The sequence below is a fragment of the Pseudomonas vranovensis DSM 16006 genome, from assembly GCF_000425805.1.
GTDB classification, from domain to species: domain Bacteria; phylum Pseudomonadota; class Gammaproteobacteria; order Pseudomonadales; family Pseudomonadaceae; genus Aquipseudomonas; species Aquipseudomonas vranovensis.
Map to the genome: position 1 here is coordinate 235,182 of NZ_AUED01000001.1, position 16,439 is coordinate 251,620.

12 protein-coding genes are annotated in these 16,439 nt (G+C 59.7%); 11 read left to right on the top strand and 1 reads right to left on the bottom strand.

Features of this window, described 5'->3' with window-relative positions:
- Window positions 1-4: 4 nt before the first annotated feature.
- The 4 genes from H621_RS0101220 to H621_RS0101235 are packed head-to-tail and all read left to right on the top strand — an operon-like array spanning window position 5 to window position 5,116.
- A complete protein-coding gene (locus H621_RS0101220; protein ID WP_028941623.1) occupies window positions 5-3,274 on the top strand; it encodes a phage tail tape measure protein in 3,270 nt (1,089 codons plus the stop codon).
- On the top strand, window positions 3,274-3,612 hold the full coding sequence (locus tag H621_RS0101225) for a phage tail protein (RefSeq protein ID WP_028941624.1): 339 nt from the start codon (window positions 3,274-3,276) through the stop codon (window positions 3,610-3,612). Before H621_RS0101220 ends, H621_RS0101225 begins: the two co-directional genes overlap by 1 nt.
- Window positions 3,609-4,358: a phage minor tail protein L gene (locus H621_RS0101230; protein WP_028941625.1), complete on the top strand. Its 750-nt coding sequence runs from the start codon at window positions 3,609-3,611 to the stop codon at window positions 4,356-4,358. The genes H621_RS0101225 and H621_RS0101230 overlap by 4 nt, the downstream gene beginning before the upstream one ends.
- A 2-nt stretch (window positions 4,359-4,360) precedes the next feature.
- Window positions 4,361-5,116: a C40 family peptidase gene (locus H621_RS0101235; protein ID WP_028941626.1), complete on the top strand. Its 756-nt coding sequence runs from the start codon at window positions 4,361-4,363 to the stop codon at window positions 5,114-5,116.
- A 167-nt stretch (window positions 5,117-5,283) separates the two neighbouring features.
- On the opposite strand, the gene H621_RS0101245 is transcribed toward H621_RS0101235, so the two are convergent.
- The gene (locus H621_RS0101245; RefSeq protein WP_028941627.1) at window positions 5,284-5,472 is read right to left on the bottom strand and encodes a hypothetical protein; all 189 of its coding nucleotides are present in this window, start codon (window positions 5,470-5,472) and stop codon (window positions 5,284-5,286) included.
- A gap of 478 nt (window positions 5,473-5,950) precedes the next feature.
- Here H621_RS0101245 and H621_RS0101250 point away from each other — a divergent pair, with 478 nt between their 5' ends.
- The 7 genes from H621_RS0101250 to H621_RS26790 all read left to right on the top strand — a co-directional run bounded on the left by H621_RS0101250 (window position 5,951) and on the right by H621_RS26790 (window position 16,419).
- Window positions 5,951-6,424, top strand: coding sequence for a hypothetical protein (locus H621_RS0101250; RefSeq protein WP_028941628.1), 474 nt, complete (start codon window positions 5,951-5,953; stop codon window positions 6,422-6,424).
- A 57-nt stretch (window positions 6,425-6,481) separates the two neighbouring features.
- Window positions 6,482-6,904 (top strand): hypothetical protein, encoded by a 423-nt coding sequence (locus H621_RS0101255; protein WP_028941629.1) that lies wholly within the window; start codon window positions 6,482-6,484, stop codon window positions 6,902-6,904.
- Window positions 6,905-6,945: 41 nt separating this feature from the next.
- Window positions 6,946-7,545 carry a tail assembly protein gene (locus H621_RS0101260; RefSeq protein ID WP_036989295.1) on the top strand — a complete coding sequence of 200 codons (600 nt, stop codon included), beginning with the start codon at window positions 6,946-6,948 and terminating at the stop codon, window positions 7,543-7,545.
- A 56-nt stretch (window positions 7,546-7,601) separates the two neighbouring features.
- The gene (gene gpJ / locus H621_RS28885; protein ID WP_245219005.1) at window positions 7,602-14,357 is read left to right on the top strand and encodes a phage tail protein; all 6,756 of its coding nucleotides are present in this window, start codon (window positions 7,602-7,604) and stop codon (window positions 14,355-14,357) included.
- A 13-nt stretch (window positions 14,358-14,370) separates the two neighbouring features.
- Window positions 14,371-14,775, top strand: coding sequence for a hypothetical protein (locus H621_RS0101270; RefSeq protein ID WP_028941631.1), 405 nt, complete (start codon window positions 14,371-14,373; stop codon window positions 14,773-14,775).
- Window positions 14,775-15,506: a hypothetical protein gene (locus H621_RS0101275; protein WP_028941632.1), complete on the top strand. Its 732-nt coding sequence runs from the start codon at window positions 14,775-14,777 to the stop codon at window positions 15,504-15,506. Before H621_RS0101270 ends, H621_RS0101275 begins: the two co-directional genes overlap by 1 nt.
- Before the next feature lie 562 nt (window positions 15,507-16,068).
- Window positions 16,069-16,419 (top strand): hypothetical protein, encoded by a 351-nt coding sequence (locus tag H621_RS26790; RefSeq protein ID WP_051270370.1) that lies wholly within the window; start codon window positions 16,069-16,071, stop codon window positions 16,417-16,419.
- The last annotated feature ends 20 nt before the right edge of the window (window positions 16,420-16,439 follow it).

Genomic DNA, 16,439 nt, shown 5'->3' on the forward strand with positions numbered 1-16,439 from the left:
ATTCATGGCCGACCAACAAGTCCAGGGGATGCTGGTCCAGATCGAGGCCACCACGGCGCAGTTGCGTCGGGAGCTGGCCAGCGCGGACCAGGTGGTCGCGCGCACGTCTCAGTCGATCGACCGCAGCCTGGCCACCGTCGACTCTGCGTTCGACAGTGCTGGCGGTGCGGCCCAACAGGCCGGGGTGCTGATGCGCGGCGCCTTCGCTGCCGTGGCTGGCGCTGGCCTGATCGGTGGGATCATCCGGCAGGTCGACGCCTATGGGCAGATGTCCGACCGGATGAAGGCCGCTGCTGGGAGTGCTGGCGAGTACCAGGTAGTGCAGGAGCATCTGCTGCGTACCGCCCAGGAGACATACCGACCGCTGGCGGAAGCTCAGGAGCTGTACATCCGCACGGCCGACGTAATGCGCAGCCTGGGCTTCAACACTCAGCAGACGCTCGATATCACCGACAGCTTCAGCTTTCTGTTGGTGACCAACGCTGCAGCAGCCGATAAGGCAGGGTCGGCACTGGATTCCTATTCCAAGGCGTTGCAGACCGGCAAGGTAGACGTTGACGGCTGGGTATCAATTCAGACCGCAATGCCAACAATCGTCGATGCGATCGCCAGCGCAACAGGCAAAAGTGCTGCCGAGATTCGCAAGCTGGGTAACGAGGGCAAACTGTCACTCGATGACATCAACACCGGTTTGCTGCAAACCGTCGAGGCGAACCGCAAGGCTGCAGCTGGTATGTCCACGAGCGTCCAAGACGCCCTGGTCAATATCAGCAACGCGATCAGCACCTTCCTGGGCAGCATGGAGGAGCGCACTGGTGCGGTAGCTGGTCTTTCCCAGGTGTTAATCAGCTTGGCCGACAACGTCGACCTGGTCGCCGTGGCGATGGGCGGCGCGGGTGCTGCCGCTCTGACGAACTACGTGGCTAAATCCGGCCTGGCCCTGAAGGCCGCACTGGCCCAGCGCGCCGCCGAGATCCAAAACGCCCAGGCCGCGTTGCGCGCGGCTGATGCGCAGCATATTTATGCGCAGGCGCAGTTCCAGCAAGCCCAGGCTTCTGTGGCGGCTGCCAGCGGTCTGCAACGGCTGTCGCTTGTGCAGACGCAGCTCATCCCCAAGCAAGCAGCGCTGAAGGCATCCACGGATGCCCTGGCAATTGCGCAGACCAACCTGACGCGCGCCTCCACCGGTGGACTGCTTGCGGCGCTGGGTGGGCCGATGGGGCTGGCGCTGTTGGCCGGTACCGCTGCGGCTAGCTTCCTGTTGCTGAGGGACAGTGCGGATCAAGCCGGGGTCAGCCTGGATGATATGCACAAGCCCGTTGCGCAACTGCGAGAGGAGTTCGCCAAGCTCAACAAGGACCAGCGCGAAGCGTCGCTGGTGAAGTGGCAACAGGAGCAGATCAATGCCACGGACAAGGTCAAGGATGCTTATGGCAATCTTGCCCAGTCGATCCGCTCGGCTACGGTCACGGCGCCGGCCAGAGACTCCGGCGGGCAGTACAGCCAGCAGCTACGTGCCTATCAGGGTGTTGTGGAGCAACTGAAGGAGGCTCGCGCCGCAGGCGCCGACCTGTCACCCATCCTTCGCGAGGTTGGCACTCGGGTGAAGTTGCCCCCCGAGACTGTGCAACAGTGGATCACCCAGGCTGGCGCAGTCAGTGATGCCGACCAGCGATCCGGCCTGATCGCCGAGACGCTGCGCGTTCTCACCGGGGTCACCGAGGAGAACACCGCATCGACCCATGCCAACAATGCCGCCAAGGCCGGCATGAGCACGGCGGGTCAGACCTATCTGGAAACGCTCCAGAAGCAGTTGGCAGGCCTGAAGGACAATGGCGATGCGATCAAGATTGCCAATCGGCACATTGCAGAAAACGCCGACCTCACCGAAATCGACCGCCTGGCGATCCTGTCTGCTGCCAGCGCAATCGAGGCGCAAAAGAAGGCCAACAAGGATGCCACCGACAGCAGCAAGGACCGCACCAAGTCGCTGCAAGATGAGCTCAAAGCGCTGGATGCCATTATCGACAGGGCTCTGCCGGAGAAAAAGCGACTTGTAGACCTCGCCGAAGGTGTCCAGGGCCTGCGCAAGGCCCAGGCCGCTGGCAGGATAACGGCTGCCGAGATGGAACTCGGTATCAAGAACCTGAACGAGGCCTACGCAGACCCCGTTATCCAGAAGCGGACCCAGGAAGAGCAGAAGCTGGCGGAACTGCGGCGTAACAGCGCTGATGCGTATCGCAAGGCCATGGAAGTGGTGCTGCAGACACGGCAAGAGGTGATCAATGCGGACGTTGCCGGCGTCGGCATGGGTGATAACGAGCGTGAGCAGGCCGATCGCTTGAACGCTGTGCGCGAGAAGTACGGCCAGGCTCGCCGGCAACTGGAAGAGCAGCAAGAGGATGTTTCCCGGCGACTCAGCCAGTCGGCCTACGAGCAGCGGCTGGCGGATCTGGCGGACTACCAGGCGCGTGAACTGCAGATGGAGGTCGATGGTTACGACGCGCGCTTGCAGGCCCAGGGCGACTACCGCAACGGTGCCCGGCGTGCGTGGGACAACATTCAAGCCGATGCAGCCAACTTCGCAGGTGCGACAGAAGACATGCTCACCACTGGATTCAACTCAGCGCGCGACGCCCTGACGGAATTCGCCATGACGGGCAAGGGCAGCTTCAGGAGCTTCGCCAACAGCGTGATCTCGGACATGGCCAGGATTGCCAGTCAGCAGGCGGCGAGCTCACTCCTGAGCGGCCTGGTCGGCATGGGGATGTCGGCTGCAGGTAACTATTTCGGCGGTGGCTCCGCTTCGCTTGGATCTACCCAGGCAGGGTACAGCCCCCAATACATGGACGGTTGGTCAGGCGTTGCGCAGGCCAAAGGTGGCGCCTGGAGCGGCGGCGTGCAGCTTTACGCCAAGGGTGAAGCATTCACCAACAGCATCCTCAATGCCCCGACCCCCTTCGGCATGGCCGGCGGGAAGATTGGTGTTGCTGGAGAGGCGGGGCCGGAAGCGATCATGCCGTTGGCCCGCGGCGCCGACGGGGCGCTGGGGGTGCAGATGGTGGGTGGCAATGCCGGCGGCAGCACGGTGGTGCAGGTGAACGCCCCGGTTTCGGTCTCCGTGCCAGATCGAAGCTCAGAAGGCATGGAGCTCGACAGCGCCGCCCTGCAGCAGAACCTGCAATTGCAGATGCGCGGGGTGGCAGAACGTGCAATCGCCGATTCCTGGCGACCAGGTGGTGCAAGCCACCGCAACAGTACCCGGAGAAGCTGATGGCAATGGAGACGTTTGTTTGGGTGCCTGATGACGAGGCCAGCTCGGACAGCACCCTCAGAACAAGAAAATCGCAGTTTGGTGATGGCTATGCCCAGGTGGCTAGCGATGGACTGAACGCTGAGGTAGACAGTTGGGCGTTGTCTTTTGGGGGGCTGGCGGAAGAGGTCAAACCCATCCTCGACTTCATCCGCTCCCATCGCGGGGCCAGGTCATTCCTTTGGACCCCACCAGGCGGCGCCCTGGGGATGTACCGCTGCGAGACTTTCCGACAGCAACGAAAGCCGGGGGGCATCGGGGTAGTGGCGGCAACCTTTGAGAGGTCTTATCACCCATGAGCCTAATCACTCAGCTGCAGAAGCTGGAGCCGGGAGCCGAGATCCTGCTGTTCGAACTGGACGGGTCCGACTTCGGTGCAGATATCTTGCGCTTTCATGGGCATGCAATTCCCCATACACCTGAAGAACTGGCTGCAGCTGGCGCTAACGCTGACCAGCTGCCCGCCAAATCTATCTGGTGGCAGGGGAAAGAATATGGCGCCTGGCCGATGCAGGTCGAGGGCATCGAGGCCAACTCAGACGGTATCGCCGTGCGGCCTTCGCTGACGGTTGGCAACGTCAACGGCCGAGTCACCGCGCTGTGCCTGGCGTTCGACAACCTGCTCGAGTTCAAGCTGACGATACGCCACACCATGGCGCAGTACCTGGATGCCGCCAATTTCCCAAGCGGCAATCCGGAGGCCGACTCGGCCGAGGAAGCGATCGAGGTCTGGTACATCGATCAGAAAGTATTGGAAAACGGCACCACGGTGGCGTGGGAGCTTGCCAGCCCTGGCGATGTAGGTGGCGAGACTATTGGCAGGCAAATGACCCAACTGTGTCACTGGGCAATGACTGCCGGCTACCGGGGGCCGAACTGCGGCTATACCGGCCCCTATTTCGACCTCGAGGGCAACCCCACGGATGATCCCGAAAAGGACCAATGCAATGGATGCCTGGACTCCGGCTGCATTGTCCGCTGGGGGCAGGACAACCAGATTCCCTTCGGTGGTTTCCCGGCCGTATCACTGATCGCTCGGAGTTAATCATGCGCAAACACATCTTGGCTGCCGTGCGAGCGCACGCTGCGGCGGAATACCCGCGTGAGTGCTGCGGCTTGGTCGTGGCCGTCGGCGGCAAGCAGATCTACGTGCCGTGCGCCAACACCGCGAGCGACCCGGGCGAAGAATTCCGGATTGCTCCGGAGGAATACGCTGCGGCGGAGGACCAGGGCGAGGTGATCGGCATCGTTCACTCACACCCTGATGCCACCAGCAGGCCGTCCCCGCGCGATCTAGCCATGTGCGAAGCCACGGGTCTGCCCTGGCACATCCTGTCGTGGCCGGAGGGGGATTTGCGCAGTATCACACCCACTGGCCATACGCCGTTGCTGGCGCGGCCGTTCGTACATGGCGCCTGGGATTGCTGGCAGGTCTGCGCTGATTGGTACCGCCGCGAGTGGGGCCTGGAGTTTCCCCCCTATGCGCGAGAGGAGGGGTGGTGGGAGCAGGCCGACGGCCCGAGCCTGTACGAACAGACCTATGAAGCGGCTGGCTTCTACCAGGTTGGTCAGCCCCAGCGCGGCGACATGATCGTCATGGAGGTGGGGCGCACGTCGCACCCGAACCATGCCGGGATCTACCTGGGCACTGACCCGCAACTGCCAGACGAGCAGGTCCAGGTGTTCGGCCAGGGCCCATTTCTGCTGCACCACCTGTACGGCAGGCCATCAGAAATCATCGTGTTCGGCGGGCCCTGGCTCGACCGAACGCGCCTTGTGTTGCGTCATCGAGACGCGAAATGAAGCGGTAAATCCGCAGGAGTGGAGAATGAGCAAAGCATCGGCTGACGGACTGAACGAAGCAAACCGTAGGATTGATGAACTGCAAGCTCGACTCACGACGGAGTCGAGCTTGCGGCTAGCATACGAGGCGATATTGACCGCCCGCATTGCTGCCTTGGATGAGCAAATCAGGCAGTTGCAGCGACTCGCTTGAGCTCAGCTCGTGCGAGCTCCTCGATCTCTTTTATCGAATAATCACCGATAGGCTTGCCCGAGAGGTCTACTTCAACCATCAGGTTCGCGTTGCTCCCATTCCCGAGCCCTACTACAGCCTTGGGCGCGAGAGACAGGTTAAGTTGAATAAGTTTTGTGGCCATTCGAAATCCTTAATTGCTTGCGCTAGAGGCGATGCTGCCCCAGTCCATGGGCTTTCCGGCAACGGACCGGGGCGGTTCGATATGCTATTTCCCTGAGCCGGTGGTTTGGGTCATGACAATAAGTTCCCATTTGACATTTTCATCTGTGCAGGGATGCTGCTTCTTGTTTTGCGGCGGGAATGGATCTCCTTTATTGGAGGTGATTTCGTCCCCGCACGTGACGCATCGGTAGATCCCCGACTCAGGCACAATTGCGCCTATCTTGTAGACGTGAGTCCAATGCTTGTTGTTTGGTTGGTTCGTTTGGTTCACGTATTTCTTTGTATCTGGGGCGTAGAGGGCCATCTCGAATCCCTTTCGTTGTGGAGGCACAACGCTACTATGGGGGTGGGCTGGCCGGGTACTGGGTTTTCATCCAGCCATTCCGTTTGATCATGGTTCGGATATCCTGAAGGCTTTATCTGTCAGGATCACGTGTATGGAAGTAGGCAAAATTTCGTTGATCGATGTGTTCACCTTGGTCTTTGCATTGCTGAGCTTGGCTGTGGCCTGGCGGGCGCTCAGCAGAACAAAGTCGAATGAACTCTTCGCGCTGCGGCAAAGCTTGGTGGTTAAGTCCGAGCAGGCGCGCACGGGCTGGTACCAGCTTAACCGGGAGAATGAATCACTAATCAGACGGATAGGTAGCTACTTCCGGGACAATCGGCCAGTGGCTCAAGAGCTTCTGAATTTTCTAACGGGTCAGCGGGAGCACTTGAAACAATGCATTAGTGATGCAAAGGCGCTGGCGGACGATATACACGAGAACGTGGACAAGTTCAGCGAGGAGAAATGTCGCATTTATTTGCGACAAATAGACCCGAGCTTGGAGATCTTGGCCCGCAACCAAGGGATGGCCGAGAAACGGTTCGACGAACTACTTGCGCGGATTGATGAAGCATCCACTCACTAGCGGCGCTCTTAGTTTTCGGTGTCATGGTACATTTCCGCATTTTTGGGGAGGGATCACATGCGAATTTTGATCGGTGCGGTAGGGCTGGCGTTGCTGGCGGGATGTGCCACATCTGCTACTCCCGTGCAGCAGGCCGACCCAGTGCCGCGCGATGAACTGTATGCGTTTCAGTCGAAGCCTGCCGGAAGCAGCGGAACACTGACCGTGGTACGCGACTCAGGCGCTGTAGGCTCTGGTTGCGATGTTGTCGTGTACATCGATGGGAAAAGATCTGCCAAGGTCGGTACTGGGCAGCGCGCAAGCTTTTTCCTGCCTGTCGGACAGCCAAACATTGGAATCGGCTTAGCCGATTCTGGTCTTTGCGGTGGGATGGCAATTCGGGCGATTACCGGAAACGTGAAGGCTGATCAGGAGACCATTTACCGAATAAGCGGGGACATGAGCGGTGTCTTTATAGGCCCCTACATTAATTACAATTGAACAAGCCGCCTCCGGGCGGCTTTTTCTTGGCCGGAGATATTATGGATACCGCTTTTGGTAGTTCGGGAATGGCAAGCATCAAATTGTCTGGTCCCCTAGTCAGCCGCTTCGGCCGGGTGCATCGGCGGGCGCTTGATAGCGGCAGCGTGAGGGAGGTGTTTTCCGCGCTACGCGCCACGCTACCCGGTTTCGAGGCAGAGATAAAAAGGCTGGACTCTCTTGGTATGCGCTTTGCGATTTTCAGGAATGGCAAGAATATTGGGGAGGATGATTTCGGTAAGTCTGGGAGTATCGATGTCCGTATAGTTCCTGTAATTGCCGGCAGCAAGCGCGGCGGAATTCTACAAACCATTGTAGGGGCCGCCATGATAGTCGCGGGTGTATTCCTGTCCACAACACCGTTCGGCGCGCCACTTGTAGGTGCGGGGATCGGCATGGTCGCCGGCGGTGTGATTCAAATGCTCAGCCCCCAGGCCAAGGGCCTGTCACAAAGCGCAGCACCGGAAAACTTGCCGTCGTATGCGTTCGGTAGTGCCAAGAACACCACTGCCAGCGGCAACCCCGTCCCGATCTGCATTGGCAAACGTCGGTGGGGTGGTGCGATTATCTCTGCCTCCATCGAGGCGCAAGACAAGGCGTAAAGCCAACCCAGTGAACAAGCCGCCTCCGGGCGGCTTTTCTATGCCCGGAGGAAAGCATGGGCGCAGCAGCTCATCTGAATGTCACTGGCGCCAAAGGCGGCGACAGCAAACCTAAATCGCCAGTCGAGGCACCGGACAGCCTGCAGTCGACGAACCTGGCCAAGCTCCTGATTGCGGTGGGTGAGGGTGAGTTCGACGGGACTCCGACCGACCGCGACATCTACCTCGACAACACGCCGATCATGGATGCCAGTGGCAACATCAACTTCCCAGGCGTGAAATGGGAGTGGCGCCAGGGTTCTGTCGAGCAGGACTATATCCAGGGTATTCCTGCCGTGGAGAACGAGACCACGGTCGGCGTCGAGCTGCGCAGCGACAACCCACTCACCCGCGCTTTGAGCAATACCCAGCTCTCTGCCGTGCGTGTTCGTATGGCTTGGCCACGCCTGGCCAGCCAGGACAGCAGCGGCAATACCAATGGTTACCGCATCGAGTACGCGATCGACATCGCCACCGATGGCGGGGCATATGCCGAAGCTCACCGTGGCGCAGTGGATGGCAAGACAACCAACGGCTACCAGCGCTCTGTGCGGGTGAATCTGCCGGCCGCCACTTCTGGCTGGATGATGCGCGTTCGCCGGATCACTCCGAACGCCAACAGCGGCACCATCGCCGACACGATGACCATTGCCGGTTACACCGAGATCATCGACGAAAAGCTGCGGTACCCAAACACTGCACTGCTTTACATCGAATTCGATGCCCAGCAGTTCCAGAACATCCCGTCGGTGACCGTGGACTGCAAGGCCAAGCGCTGGCCGGTGCCCACCAACTACGACCCGGTAGCACGCACCTACACCGGCGTTTGGGACGGAACCTTCAAGCAAGCCTGGACCAACAACCCTGCGTTCGTAACTTACGGCCTGTGCGTCGAGGACCGTTTCGGCCTGGGCAAGCGCATCAAGTCCTGGATGGTCGACAAGTGGGAGATGTACCGCATTGCCCAGTATTGCGACCAGCTGGTACCCAATGGCCAAGGCGGCCAGGAGCCACGTTTCCTGTGCGACTTGAACCTGCAGGGCCGTTCCGAGGCCTGGACCTTGTTGCGCGACCTGTCGGCGATCTACCGGGGCATGGTGTACTGGGCTCACGGTTCGCTGTATATGCAGGCGGACATGCCGCGTGCTCAAGACATCGACTACGTCTTCACTCGGTCGAACGTCATTGCCGGCGAGTTCGTTTATGGCGGTGCCGAGCGGAACACCCACTACAGTCGCGCGCTGGTGAGCTACGACAACCCGGCCAACAACTACGATACCGACGTAATCCCGGTGACTGATCTGGCACTTCAGCGGCGGTACCGCGATCGTCCAATCGAACTCTCCGCGATTGGTTGCACCCGCGCCTCTGAAGCCCAGCGCCGTGGCAAGTGGGCGCTGCTCAGCAACAGCCAGGATCGCACTGTCACCTTCAAAACCGGGATGGAGGGCCGCATTCCGCTGCCTGGCTATGTCATTCCAGTGGCTGACGAGCTGGTTGCCGGCCGCCCGAACGGTGGCCGGATATCGTCCGCTGCTGGCCGGGTAGTGACCCTGGACCGCGATACGCCGATCAAGGCGGGTGATCGCCTGATACTGAACCTGCCGAACGGCAGCGCTCAGGCGCGCACCGTGCAGTCGGTAAACGGCCGGGCAGTGACTGTGACCACGGTCTACAGCGTTCAGCCCGAGCCAGAGCTGCAATGGGCGATCGACTATGAAGATCTTGCCATCCAGTTGTTCCGGGTACTCAAGACTTCACGTACTCAAGAAGGCCAGTACGAGATCACCGCGCTCGAGTTCAATCCAAGTAAATTCGCGGCGATCGACACCGGTGCCCGCCTTGAGGAGCGGCCGATCAGTGTTATCCCGGTCACGGTGGTACCGTCGCCGGCGAGCGTGACCCTGACTTCGAGCTCTGCGGTTAACCAGGGGATCGCGGTCAGCACCATGACCATTGCCTGGCCAGCTGTTGCTGGCGCTGTGGCCTATGACGTGGAATGGCGCAAGGACAACGGCAACTGGATCAAGCTGCAACGCACCGGTTCGACCTCTGTCGACGTGACCGGCATCTACGCGGGCGCTTACCTGGCCCGTGTTCGTGCCGTGAGCGCGTTCGATATTTCGTCGATCTGGAAGAGCTCCAACCTGACCCAGCTGACGGGCAAGGTCGGCTTGCCGCCAGCGGTTTCGTTCCTCAACACCGCAGCGCTGGTCTATGGCATCGGCCTGTCTTGGGGCTTTCCTGCTGGCGCCGAGGACACCGAGCGGACGGAGATCTGGTACAGCAAAACCAATTCGCGCAATGACGCTATCAAGTTGGGCGACTTCGCCTACCCGCAGGCCAAGCATGAGCTGCACGGCCTGGCTGCCGGTGTGTCGTTCTTCTTCTGGGCTCGTTTGATCGACCGGACCGGCAACGTTGGGCCTTGGTACCCGGCGGGTGTGGGCGTCAATGGTCAGTCGAGCGCCGACCAGTCCGAATATGAGGAGTATTTCAAGGACAAGATCACCGAGGGCGCGCTTTACCCGGCGCTGCAGGAACGCATCGACTTGATTGATGGTCCGCCATCGCTGCCGGGTTCGGTCAGTCAGCGAATAGAGGAGGTCAAGGTCCAGGTCGAAGAGATCAACGACCAGCTGGGCGAGCAGATATCCCAGGTTCAGGGCAACCTGCAGCAACAGATCGACCAGGTGAGCGCAATCGCCAAGTCGGCTGAGTACCAGAAGGAGAAAGCTTATGCCGCTGGCGCTTCTACGCGGCTGAATGATCGTCTGTATCAGGCCAAGATTGCTGTGCCTGCTGACCTGACCGGAGCCAAGGCACCGCCGAACACCACCTACTGGCTCGATGTTGGTCAGGTGGTGTCCCAGTCCAACGGCCTGGCTGGCCGCGTCACCACGCTGGAAACCAAGGTCACCGAGCAGGACGGCAAACTCACTGCCCAATCCGAGCGAATCGACGGCGTGCAGTCGAGCCTGACGGTTACCAACGGCAACGTGATTGCCGCGCAGAACGCCGCTCAGGCTGCAGCGGATCTGGCGGGCGGCAAAGGCAAGGTGCTGACGCAGTCGGCCACCCCGGCTGCAGCTGATCGCCTGCCGCAAAACCTCTGGATTGACACTACCGGTGGTGGCAACACACCCAAGCGCTGGAACGGGTCGGCCTGGGTCTCGGTAACGGATAAGGTCGCCACGGATGCGGCCGCGGCTGCGGCCAATGCCTTGTCGGTGGCCAACACCAAAGCTGACGCTTCGACGGTCAGCAGCATCGGCGCCCGGGTGACGGCGGCAGAAGGGACGATCTCCAGCCAGGGCCAGGCCCTTACCGGCTTGAACAACAGCCTTACGACCACCAACCAGAACGTCACGACGGCGCAGCAAGCTGCAGATGCGGCCAATGCACTGGCGGGCGGGAAGGGCAAAGTGATCATTCAGTCGGCTGCTCCGGCAGCAGCTGATCGGCTGGTACAGAACTTGTGGATCGACACCACCGGCAACGCCAACACCCCGAAGCGCTGGACCGGCTCGGCGTGGGCGGCGGTGACCGACAAGGCGGCGACGGATGCGGCTGCAGCTGCTGCATCGGCCTTGGCTCAGGTGGCCACCAAAGCCGAGGCCTCGACGGTTCAGGCACTGAGCAACGAGGTCACGCAGCAGGGGCAAACAATTACTGCCCAGGGCCAGGCAATCACCAATGTCCAGGCCTCGGTCGGGAACATTGCTGGCAATGGCTCCAACCTGATGCCAGCTGAGTACTCGGTGTTCTCGGATACCGCGCCTGCATTGGTACTGGGTGGTGGCCAGTTTGCCTCGGTGGTGGCTGATCCCACTGCGTTCAACGGCTATGCGCTTCGCCTGCTGAAAACCTCTGGCACTGGGACGACTTACTTCGCACCGTCAGCGATCTACTCGGGGGCCAACATTGCCCTGAAGAACAAGAAGTACATCGCTTCCTTCAATGCCAGAAGCGAGGGCGCGAACAAGGAAATGGTTGCGTCCTTGCGGACCATCTCTTCGTCAGGAGAAGTCCGGTTCGCTCCAGGACAGAACATCGCTATTACCGGGAACTGGGCGCGCTACAACGTGCTGTTCGATGTATCGAGCCCGCTGTTTGTTGCGGACAAAATGGTCTTAACCCTTTCCGCATCACCGAACCCTGCCGACGGGATCGCGGTGTTTGTGGATCGGATCATGTTGGAGGAACAGATTGGCGCCGGCACTGATCCGTCCGCCTTCGTCATCGGCAACAGCGCGGGGCAGGTGGCGGCGAATGCTGCTGCCACGACAGCCCTTGATGCCCGGGTGACTCAAACTGAAACTGGCCTGACGTCGCAGGGTTCGGCAATCACCAACCTGAACAACGGCCTGACCGCTACGAATCAAGGGGTGACCGCAGCGCAGCAGGCCGCTGACGCCGCTGCAACTCTGGCCGGGAGCAAAGGCAAGGTCCTGGTGCAGACCGCGACACCAGCGGTTGCTGATCGCCTGGCGCAGAACCTGTGGATCGACATCACGGGCAATGCAAACACGCCGAAGCGCTGGAATGGCAGCGCCTGGGTGACGGTGAGTGACAAGGTTGCCACCGATGCCGCCGCCGCTGCAGCGAACGCTTTGGCGGTAGCGCAGACCAAGGCAGACGCATCGACTGTCCAGGCGCTGACCAATACGGTTAGCCAGCAGGGCAACACCATTACCGCTCAGGGAACAGAGCTCACCAACATCAAAGCCACCGTGGGGAGCGTGGCTGGAGAAAACTTGCTGCTGGACCCGACTTTTTCCAACTCAAATGGAATTGGCCAGGCCGGTACGGTGTTTTTGCGAAACGATGCGGCTGTGCCTGGTGGGGTGTCGAGCGCTCGCGTAGTACGTGTAAGTCCGGCCACAGGTACCGGGAACACCTACTACGCCTTCCTTAGCGCCCTGAATGTAAGGCCGCCGGAGAATGGCAACTCGGCTCAGATTGCTGTGGTAGGCGGTGAAGTCTACGACTTCGAGTTGTACGCCTATGTCGCCGCGGCGCGTGGCCAGTGCGGCCTGTGGATTCAGTTCTACGATGTGGCAGGTGTGAGCATCGGGCATAACTGGGTAGTTGCAGCCGGTGATGGTGAGCGCGTCACCACTACGACTGGGGGCTGGGTCAAGCTCACGGGCATGGCCACTGTTCCAGCCGCAGCAATCCGCATGGCTATGACGCTACGTATCGGCGCCGGCGATGCAACAGATGTGTTCATGTCGGCGCCGGCGGCGCGCAAGCGTTCCGGCCAGGACAATGCCCAGGCTACCGCGACCCAGACGCTTAATGGTCGTGTTACCCAGACGGAGCAAGGGCTGACCAGTCAAAGCAACCAGTTGACCCAATTGGGTAACACCGTGGCTGGCAAGGCGGACAACAGCGCCCTGCAATCGCTGGGGTCGACCGTTGCTCAGCAGGGCAACACGCTCAATGCCCAGGGCACGGCAGTGACCCAGTTGCAGAGCACGGTGGGAAACATCGGCGGGAGCGGGGCAAACCTCATTCCTGCGGAGTATTGCGTCTTCACTGATAGCCTGCCTGCCATCCAACGGCGCAACACCACCGCACTGACCGCTGAGGCGTTCTCTGCGGCTTACGCCACCCACCGTCTCAAGACAGTCGATAGCGCTACCGGATCCGGTTATTTCTGTCTGTACGCCAACAATGAGGTACTGAACTTGCGACTCAAACCGAGTCAGAAGTACATCATCTCGTTTTGGTCGGAAGTGCCTCTCGCTCGCAATATTGCGGTGCGCATTCGTTACCTGAATGCGGCCGGAGCACAAGTCGAGGTTGGCCTGGGCAACGTTGCCGTTGGCTCAGATTGGGGGAGATACAGCGCTGTAGTGACCACTCCTACGGCTTTGGTGGACCGGGCTGAAATTCTGTTCTTTACGCAACCCGTTGCTGGCTCGATGGAGGCGTACTTCGACGGATTCATGCTTGAGGAGCAGTTGGGCACCAACACTGCGCCGAGTTCGTTCGCGACCGGCCCGTCCGCTCACCAAGCGAACGGCCAAGCCACAGCGATCAGCCAGCTCAATACCGCAGTAAATCAACAAGGGACGGCAATCACTGCTCAAGCCTCGCGCCTTGACGGGCTCTATGTTCAGGTGAATCCGGAGATGGAAGGAGACTCGTCCGGGCTGGCTGGGGCAACGGGTAGTTTTGTGGGTGTCTGGACGGAGCAATCCGCGCGGGTTGAAGACGGGATAGCTACAGGCAGACGGGTGGATACCGTTCAGTCCCAGGTCGGCGCCGTGGAAGGTTCGGTGCAGCTTGTCAGTGCCTCGGTCCAGCAGGTTTCCGAGACACTTGCAGGTGTTGATGGGAAGGTTTCGGCCATGACCACCATCAAAGCGGAGACCACTACTGGCGGCCGCAAGGTCATGGCAGGGCTTGCACTCGGAAGCGACGGCCAAACCAGCGAGATCCTGGCCTTCGCGCAACGGTTCGCGATTGTCGACGAGTCCAGCGGCAACATGTCACTGCCGTTCGTGGTGCAGGGCGGTCAGGTGTTCATCAACCAGGCCGTGATCAATAAGGCCTTCATCCAGGAAATTGTCGCCGGCATGACCATCAGGTCCGCAGCGGTGAACTCCCAAGGGCTGCCATTGCTGGAGCTCAACTTCGTAACCGGTGCCGTGAGTATTCGCAGCTCGGGTGCTGGAGGATCAACGCTCTTCAATAACGACGGGTTCTATGTTTACGATCAGAACCAAGTACGCCGTACGGCACTTGGCAAAGTTAGCGGTTAAGGAGGTATACCGTATGGCCTTGTATGGCGTAGAGGTGAGCAACGAAAGTGGTGTCCAAACTTTGGGTATGCAAGATTTCACCATTCAGAAGTTGGCATCAATGGAGATTCCCGCCACGGATGGCGTGCGAAAGAGCGGGAGTGGCACTCGAGCGGATTACATTCTCTGGAATGTGCCAGGGTATGATCCGTCCAAATGCTTTCTGCTAATTACCCCTAAGTACTATGCCGGTTATCCGCAGAATGGGCAGATAAGTCAGTGGGGTTATCTGCCTACCTATCGAAATTTGGGCGGCTCGCAGATCGCAATATTCACTTACTGCAACCGACGCAGCCCCACGGGCGTCGGTAACAACTATAAAGACGAGTGGATAGAGCACACGGCTCACTGCGTGCTTGAAGCAGTCAGGGTGGGATAATGGCCGAGTATGGGTTTCAAGCGGTAAACGACTACAGCACGATCACCATTTCAAGCACCTACAAGGTGATGGTGTTTTCAGAGCGAGGCATGGTAAGGATTACCTCATCCTATACTGACCGTGGCGGCCAGGGGCAAGCGACATTTATTCGCCCCATCTATACCCAAGAAGCCCCGCAGCTATTCGTTCGTGTGCAAAGCGCGTCCCACGGCGCGCTGGGCCTAGCGGTGACGTTACTTGGCGGGCCGGGGAATTGGACAGGCTTTCAACTGGATTCTGCGGCTACTGGGGCGGCGCCTCTTCAGGACTTTACCCTTGAGTATGTGTCCTGCAAGTTTGCAGATGCGGTGCAAAATAGTGGCTACGGACTGAATATTTGGGATGCCAACGGCATTCCGGTATTCAACGCAAGAGATAAAATTGTGCGATATAGTAAGTTTGCAACTTCGTGGTCTATGGCGGTTGATACGTCTATCTCTCGTGTGTTCGTTCCAAACGTTTCTATCGAGACTGACGATTTTATATGCGTGTCTGCGATGGATCGCGGGGTGAACTGGTTCACCGATAATGCCCAGTTTGCGGGCTTTAACATATGGGCGAACTGGGCGCCTTATCTCACGCTCTATTGTCAGCGTATCACTGCGCTGGGCTACTGGTACTGGCAGAGCATGAATGAAACGCAGTTTGCCGTTCCGGTGTGTAAGTTTCCGGCTGCTAGATATACAAACTAAAGAGGTCGTATATGGCTAAGCAAACAATCAATCTGGGCACTGCTCCTAGCGGGGCCGGTGGGGATGACCGGCGAAGTGCCTGGCAAAAGGCGATTAGTAACTTCAATGAACTGTACGACTGGCTTACCGGGGTCTCGGGCGGTGCAACCCTGCCTGTGACGTTGCCAATTGCGCGTGGCGGTACCGGTGGGTCCACACCCGAAACTGGGCGTTCCGGTCTCGGGCTGGGAAGTGCCGCTACGCGTAATGCTGGTTCCACCCCTGGCAGCCTGATGGTCGTGGGGGATCGCTCTGCACCCGTTGCAGCATCAATCAATAGCTGGGGCAATTCGTTCGAGATGTGGACCTCTCAAGGAACGGTCGGCGCTCCTGAGCCGGGGTCGTTTGGGACCATGATTAACGCCGCATGGAGCGGCGGAGCGTATGGCACCCAGATCTTGATGTCAGTTACTGGCCGCATCTGGTTCAGGGCTGGAGACTATACAAGCGCTACAAGGCACGAGATCTACCACACTGGTAATACCACCCGTGCCGCTGACGGCACTCTGAAGGCGATTTGATCATGGCAAGAGCTGCAATCAACATCCTTGGCGCAAGTGGTGAAACCTACGATCTGGTGTCGAATGGCTCCCTGGCCGTTACATCTTCACGCCAATCAGTAGGGGTCTATCAGGTAGCCGGCTCGCTCGGCCTGGTCCCGTTTCCCCCGATCGGCGATGGCTGGGGGTATACCGTGAATCAGGTGGATAGTCGGGCTGACATTGAAATCGAGTTCACCGATGGTGTGCTGACCGTCATCGCGACCAAGGATGGGCAGCCCTACGACTTGAAGCACATGATCACCCTGCACCTCTTGGTGCCGGGTCTACCGGCGCCGGAAGCTACAGAGCCTTTGGAAGCCGCCGACGTTTGAAGTCGAACTATCACCCAAGC

Bases quoted from the DNA above. Each gene is read 5' to 3' on its own strand.
- H621_RS0101270 (WP_028941631.1), top strand. From the start codon at position 14,371: ATGGCCTTGTATGGCGTAGAGGTGAGCAACGAAAGTGGTGTCCAAACT.
- H621_RS26790 (WP_051270370.1), top strand. From the start codon at position 16,069: ATGGCAAGAGCTGCAATCAACATCCTTGGCGCAAGTGGTGAAACCTAC.
- H621_RS0101260 (WP_036989295.1), top strand. From the start codon at position 6,946: ATGGATACCGCTTTTGGTAGTTCGGGAATGGCAAGCATCAAATTGTCT.
- H621_RS0101220 (WP_028941623.1), top strand. From the start codon at position 5: ATGGCCGACCAACAAGTCCAGGGGATGCTGGTCCAGATCGAGGCCACC.
- H621_RS0101255 (WP_028941629.1), top strand. From the start codon at position 6,482: ATGCGAATTTTGATCGGTGCGGTAGGGCTGGCGTTGCTGGCGGGATGT.
- H621_RS0101230 (WP_028941625.1), top strand. From the start codon at position 3,609: ATGAGCCTAATCACTCAGCTGCAGAAGCTGGAGCCGGGAGCCGAGATC.
- H621_RS0101250 (WP_028941628.1), top strand. From the start codon at position 5,951: ATGGAAGTAGGCAAAATTTCGTTGATCGATGTGTTCACCTTGGTCTTT.
- H621_RS0101275 (WP_028941632.1), top strand. From the start codon at position 14,775: ATGGCCGAGTATGGGTTTCAAGCGGTAAACGACTACAGCACGATCACC.
- H621_RS0101245 (WP_028941627.1), bottom strand. From the start codon at position 5,472: ATGGCCACAAAACTTATTCAACTTAACCTGTCTCTCGCGCCCAAGGCT.
- H621_RS0101225 (WP_028941624.1), top strand. From the start codon at position 3,274: ATGGCAATGGAGACGTTTGTTTGGGTGCCTGATGACGAGGCCAGCTCG.
- H621_RS0101235 (WP_028941626.1), top strand. From the start codon at position 4,361: ATGCGCAAACACATCTTGGCTGCCGTGCGAGCGCACGCTGCGGCGGAA.
- gpJ (WP_245219005.1), top strand. From the start codon at position 7,602: ATGGGCGCAGCAGCTCATCTGAATGTCACTGGCGCCAAAGGCGGCGAC.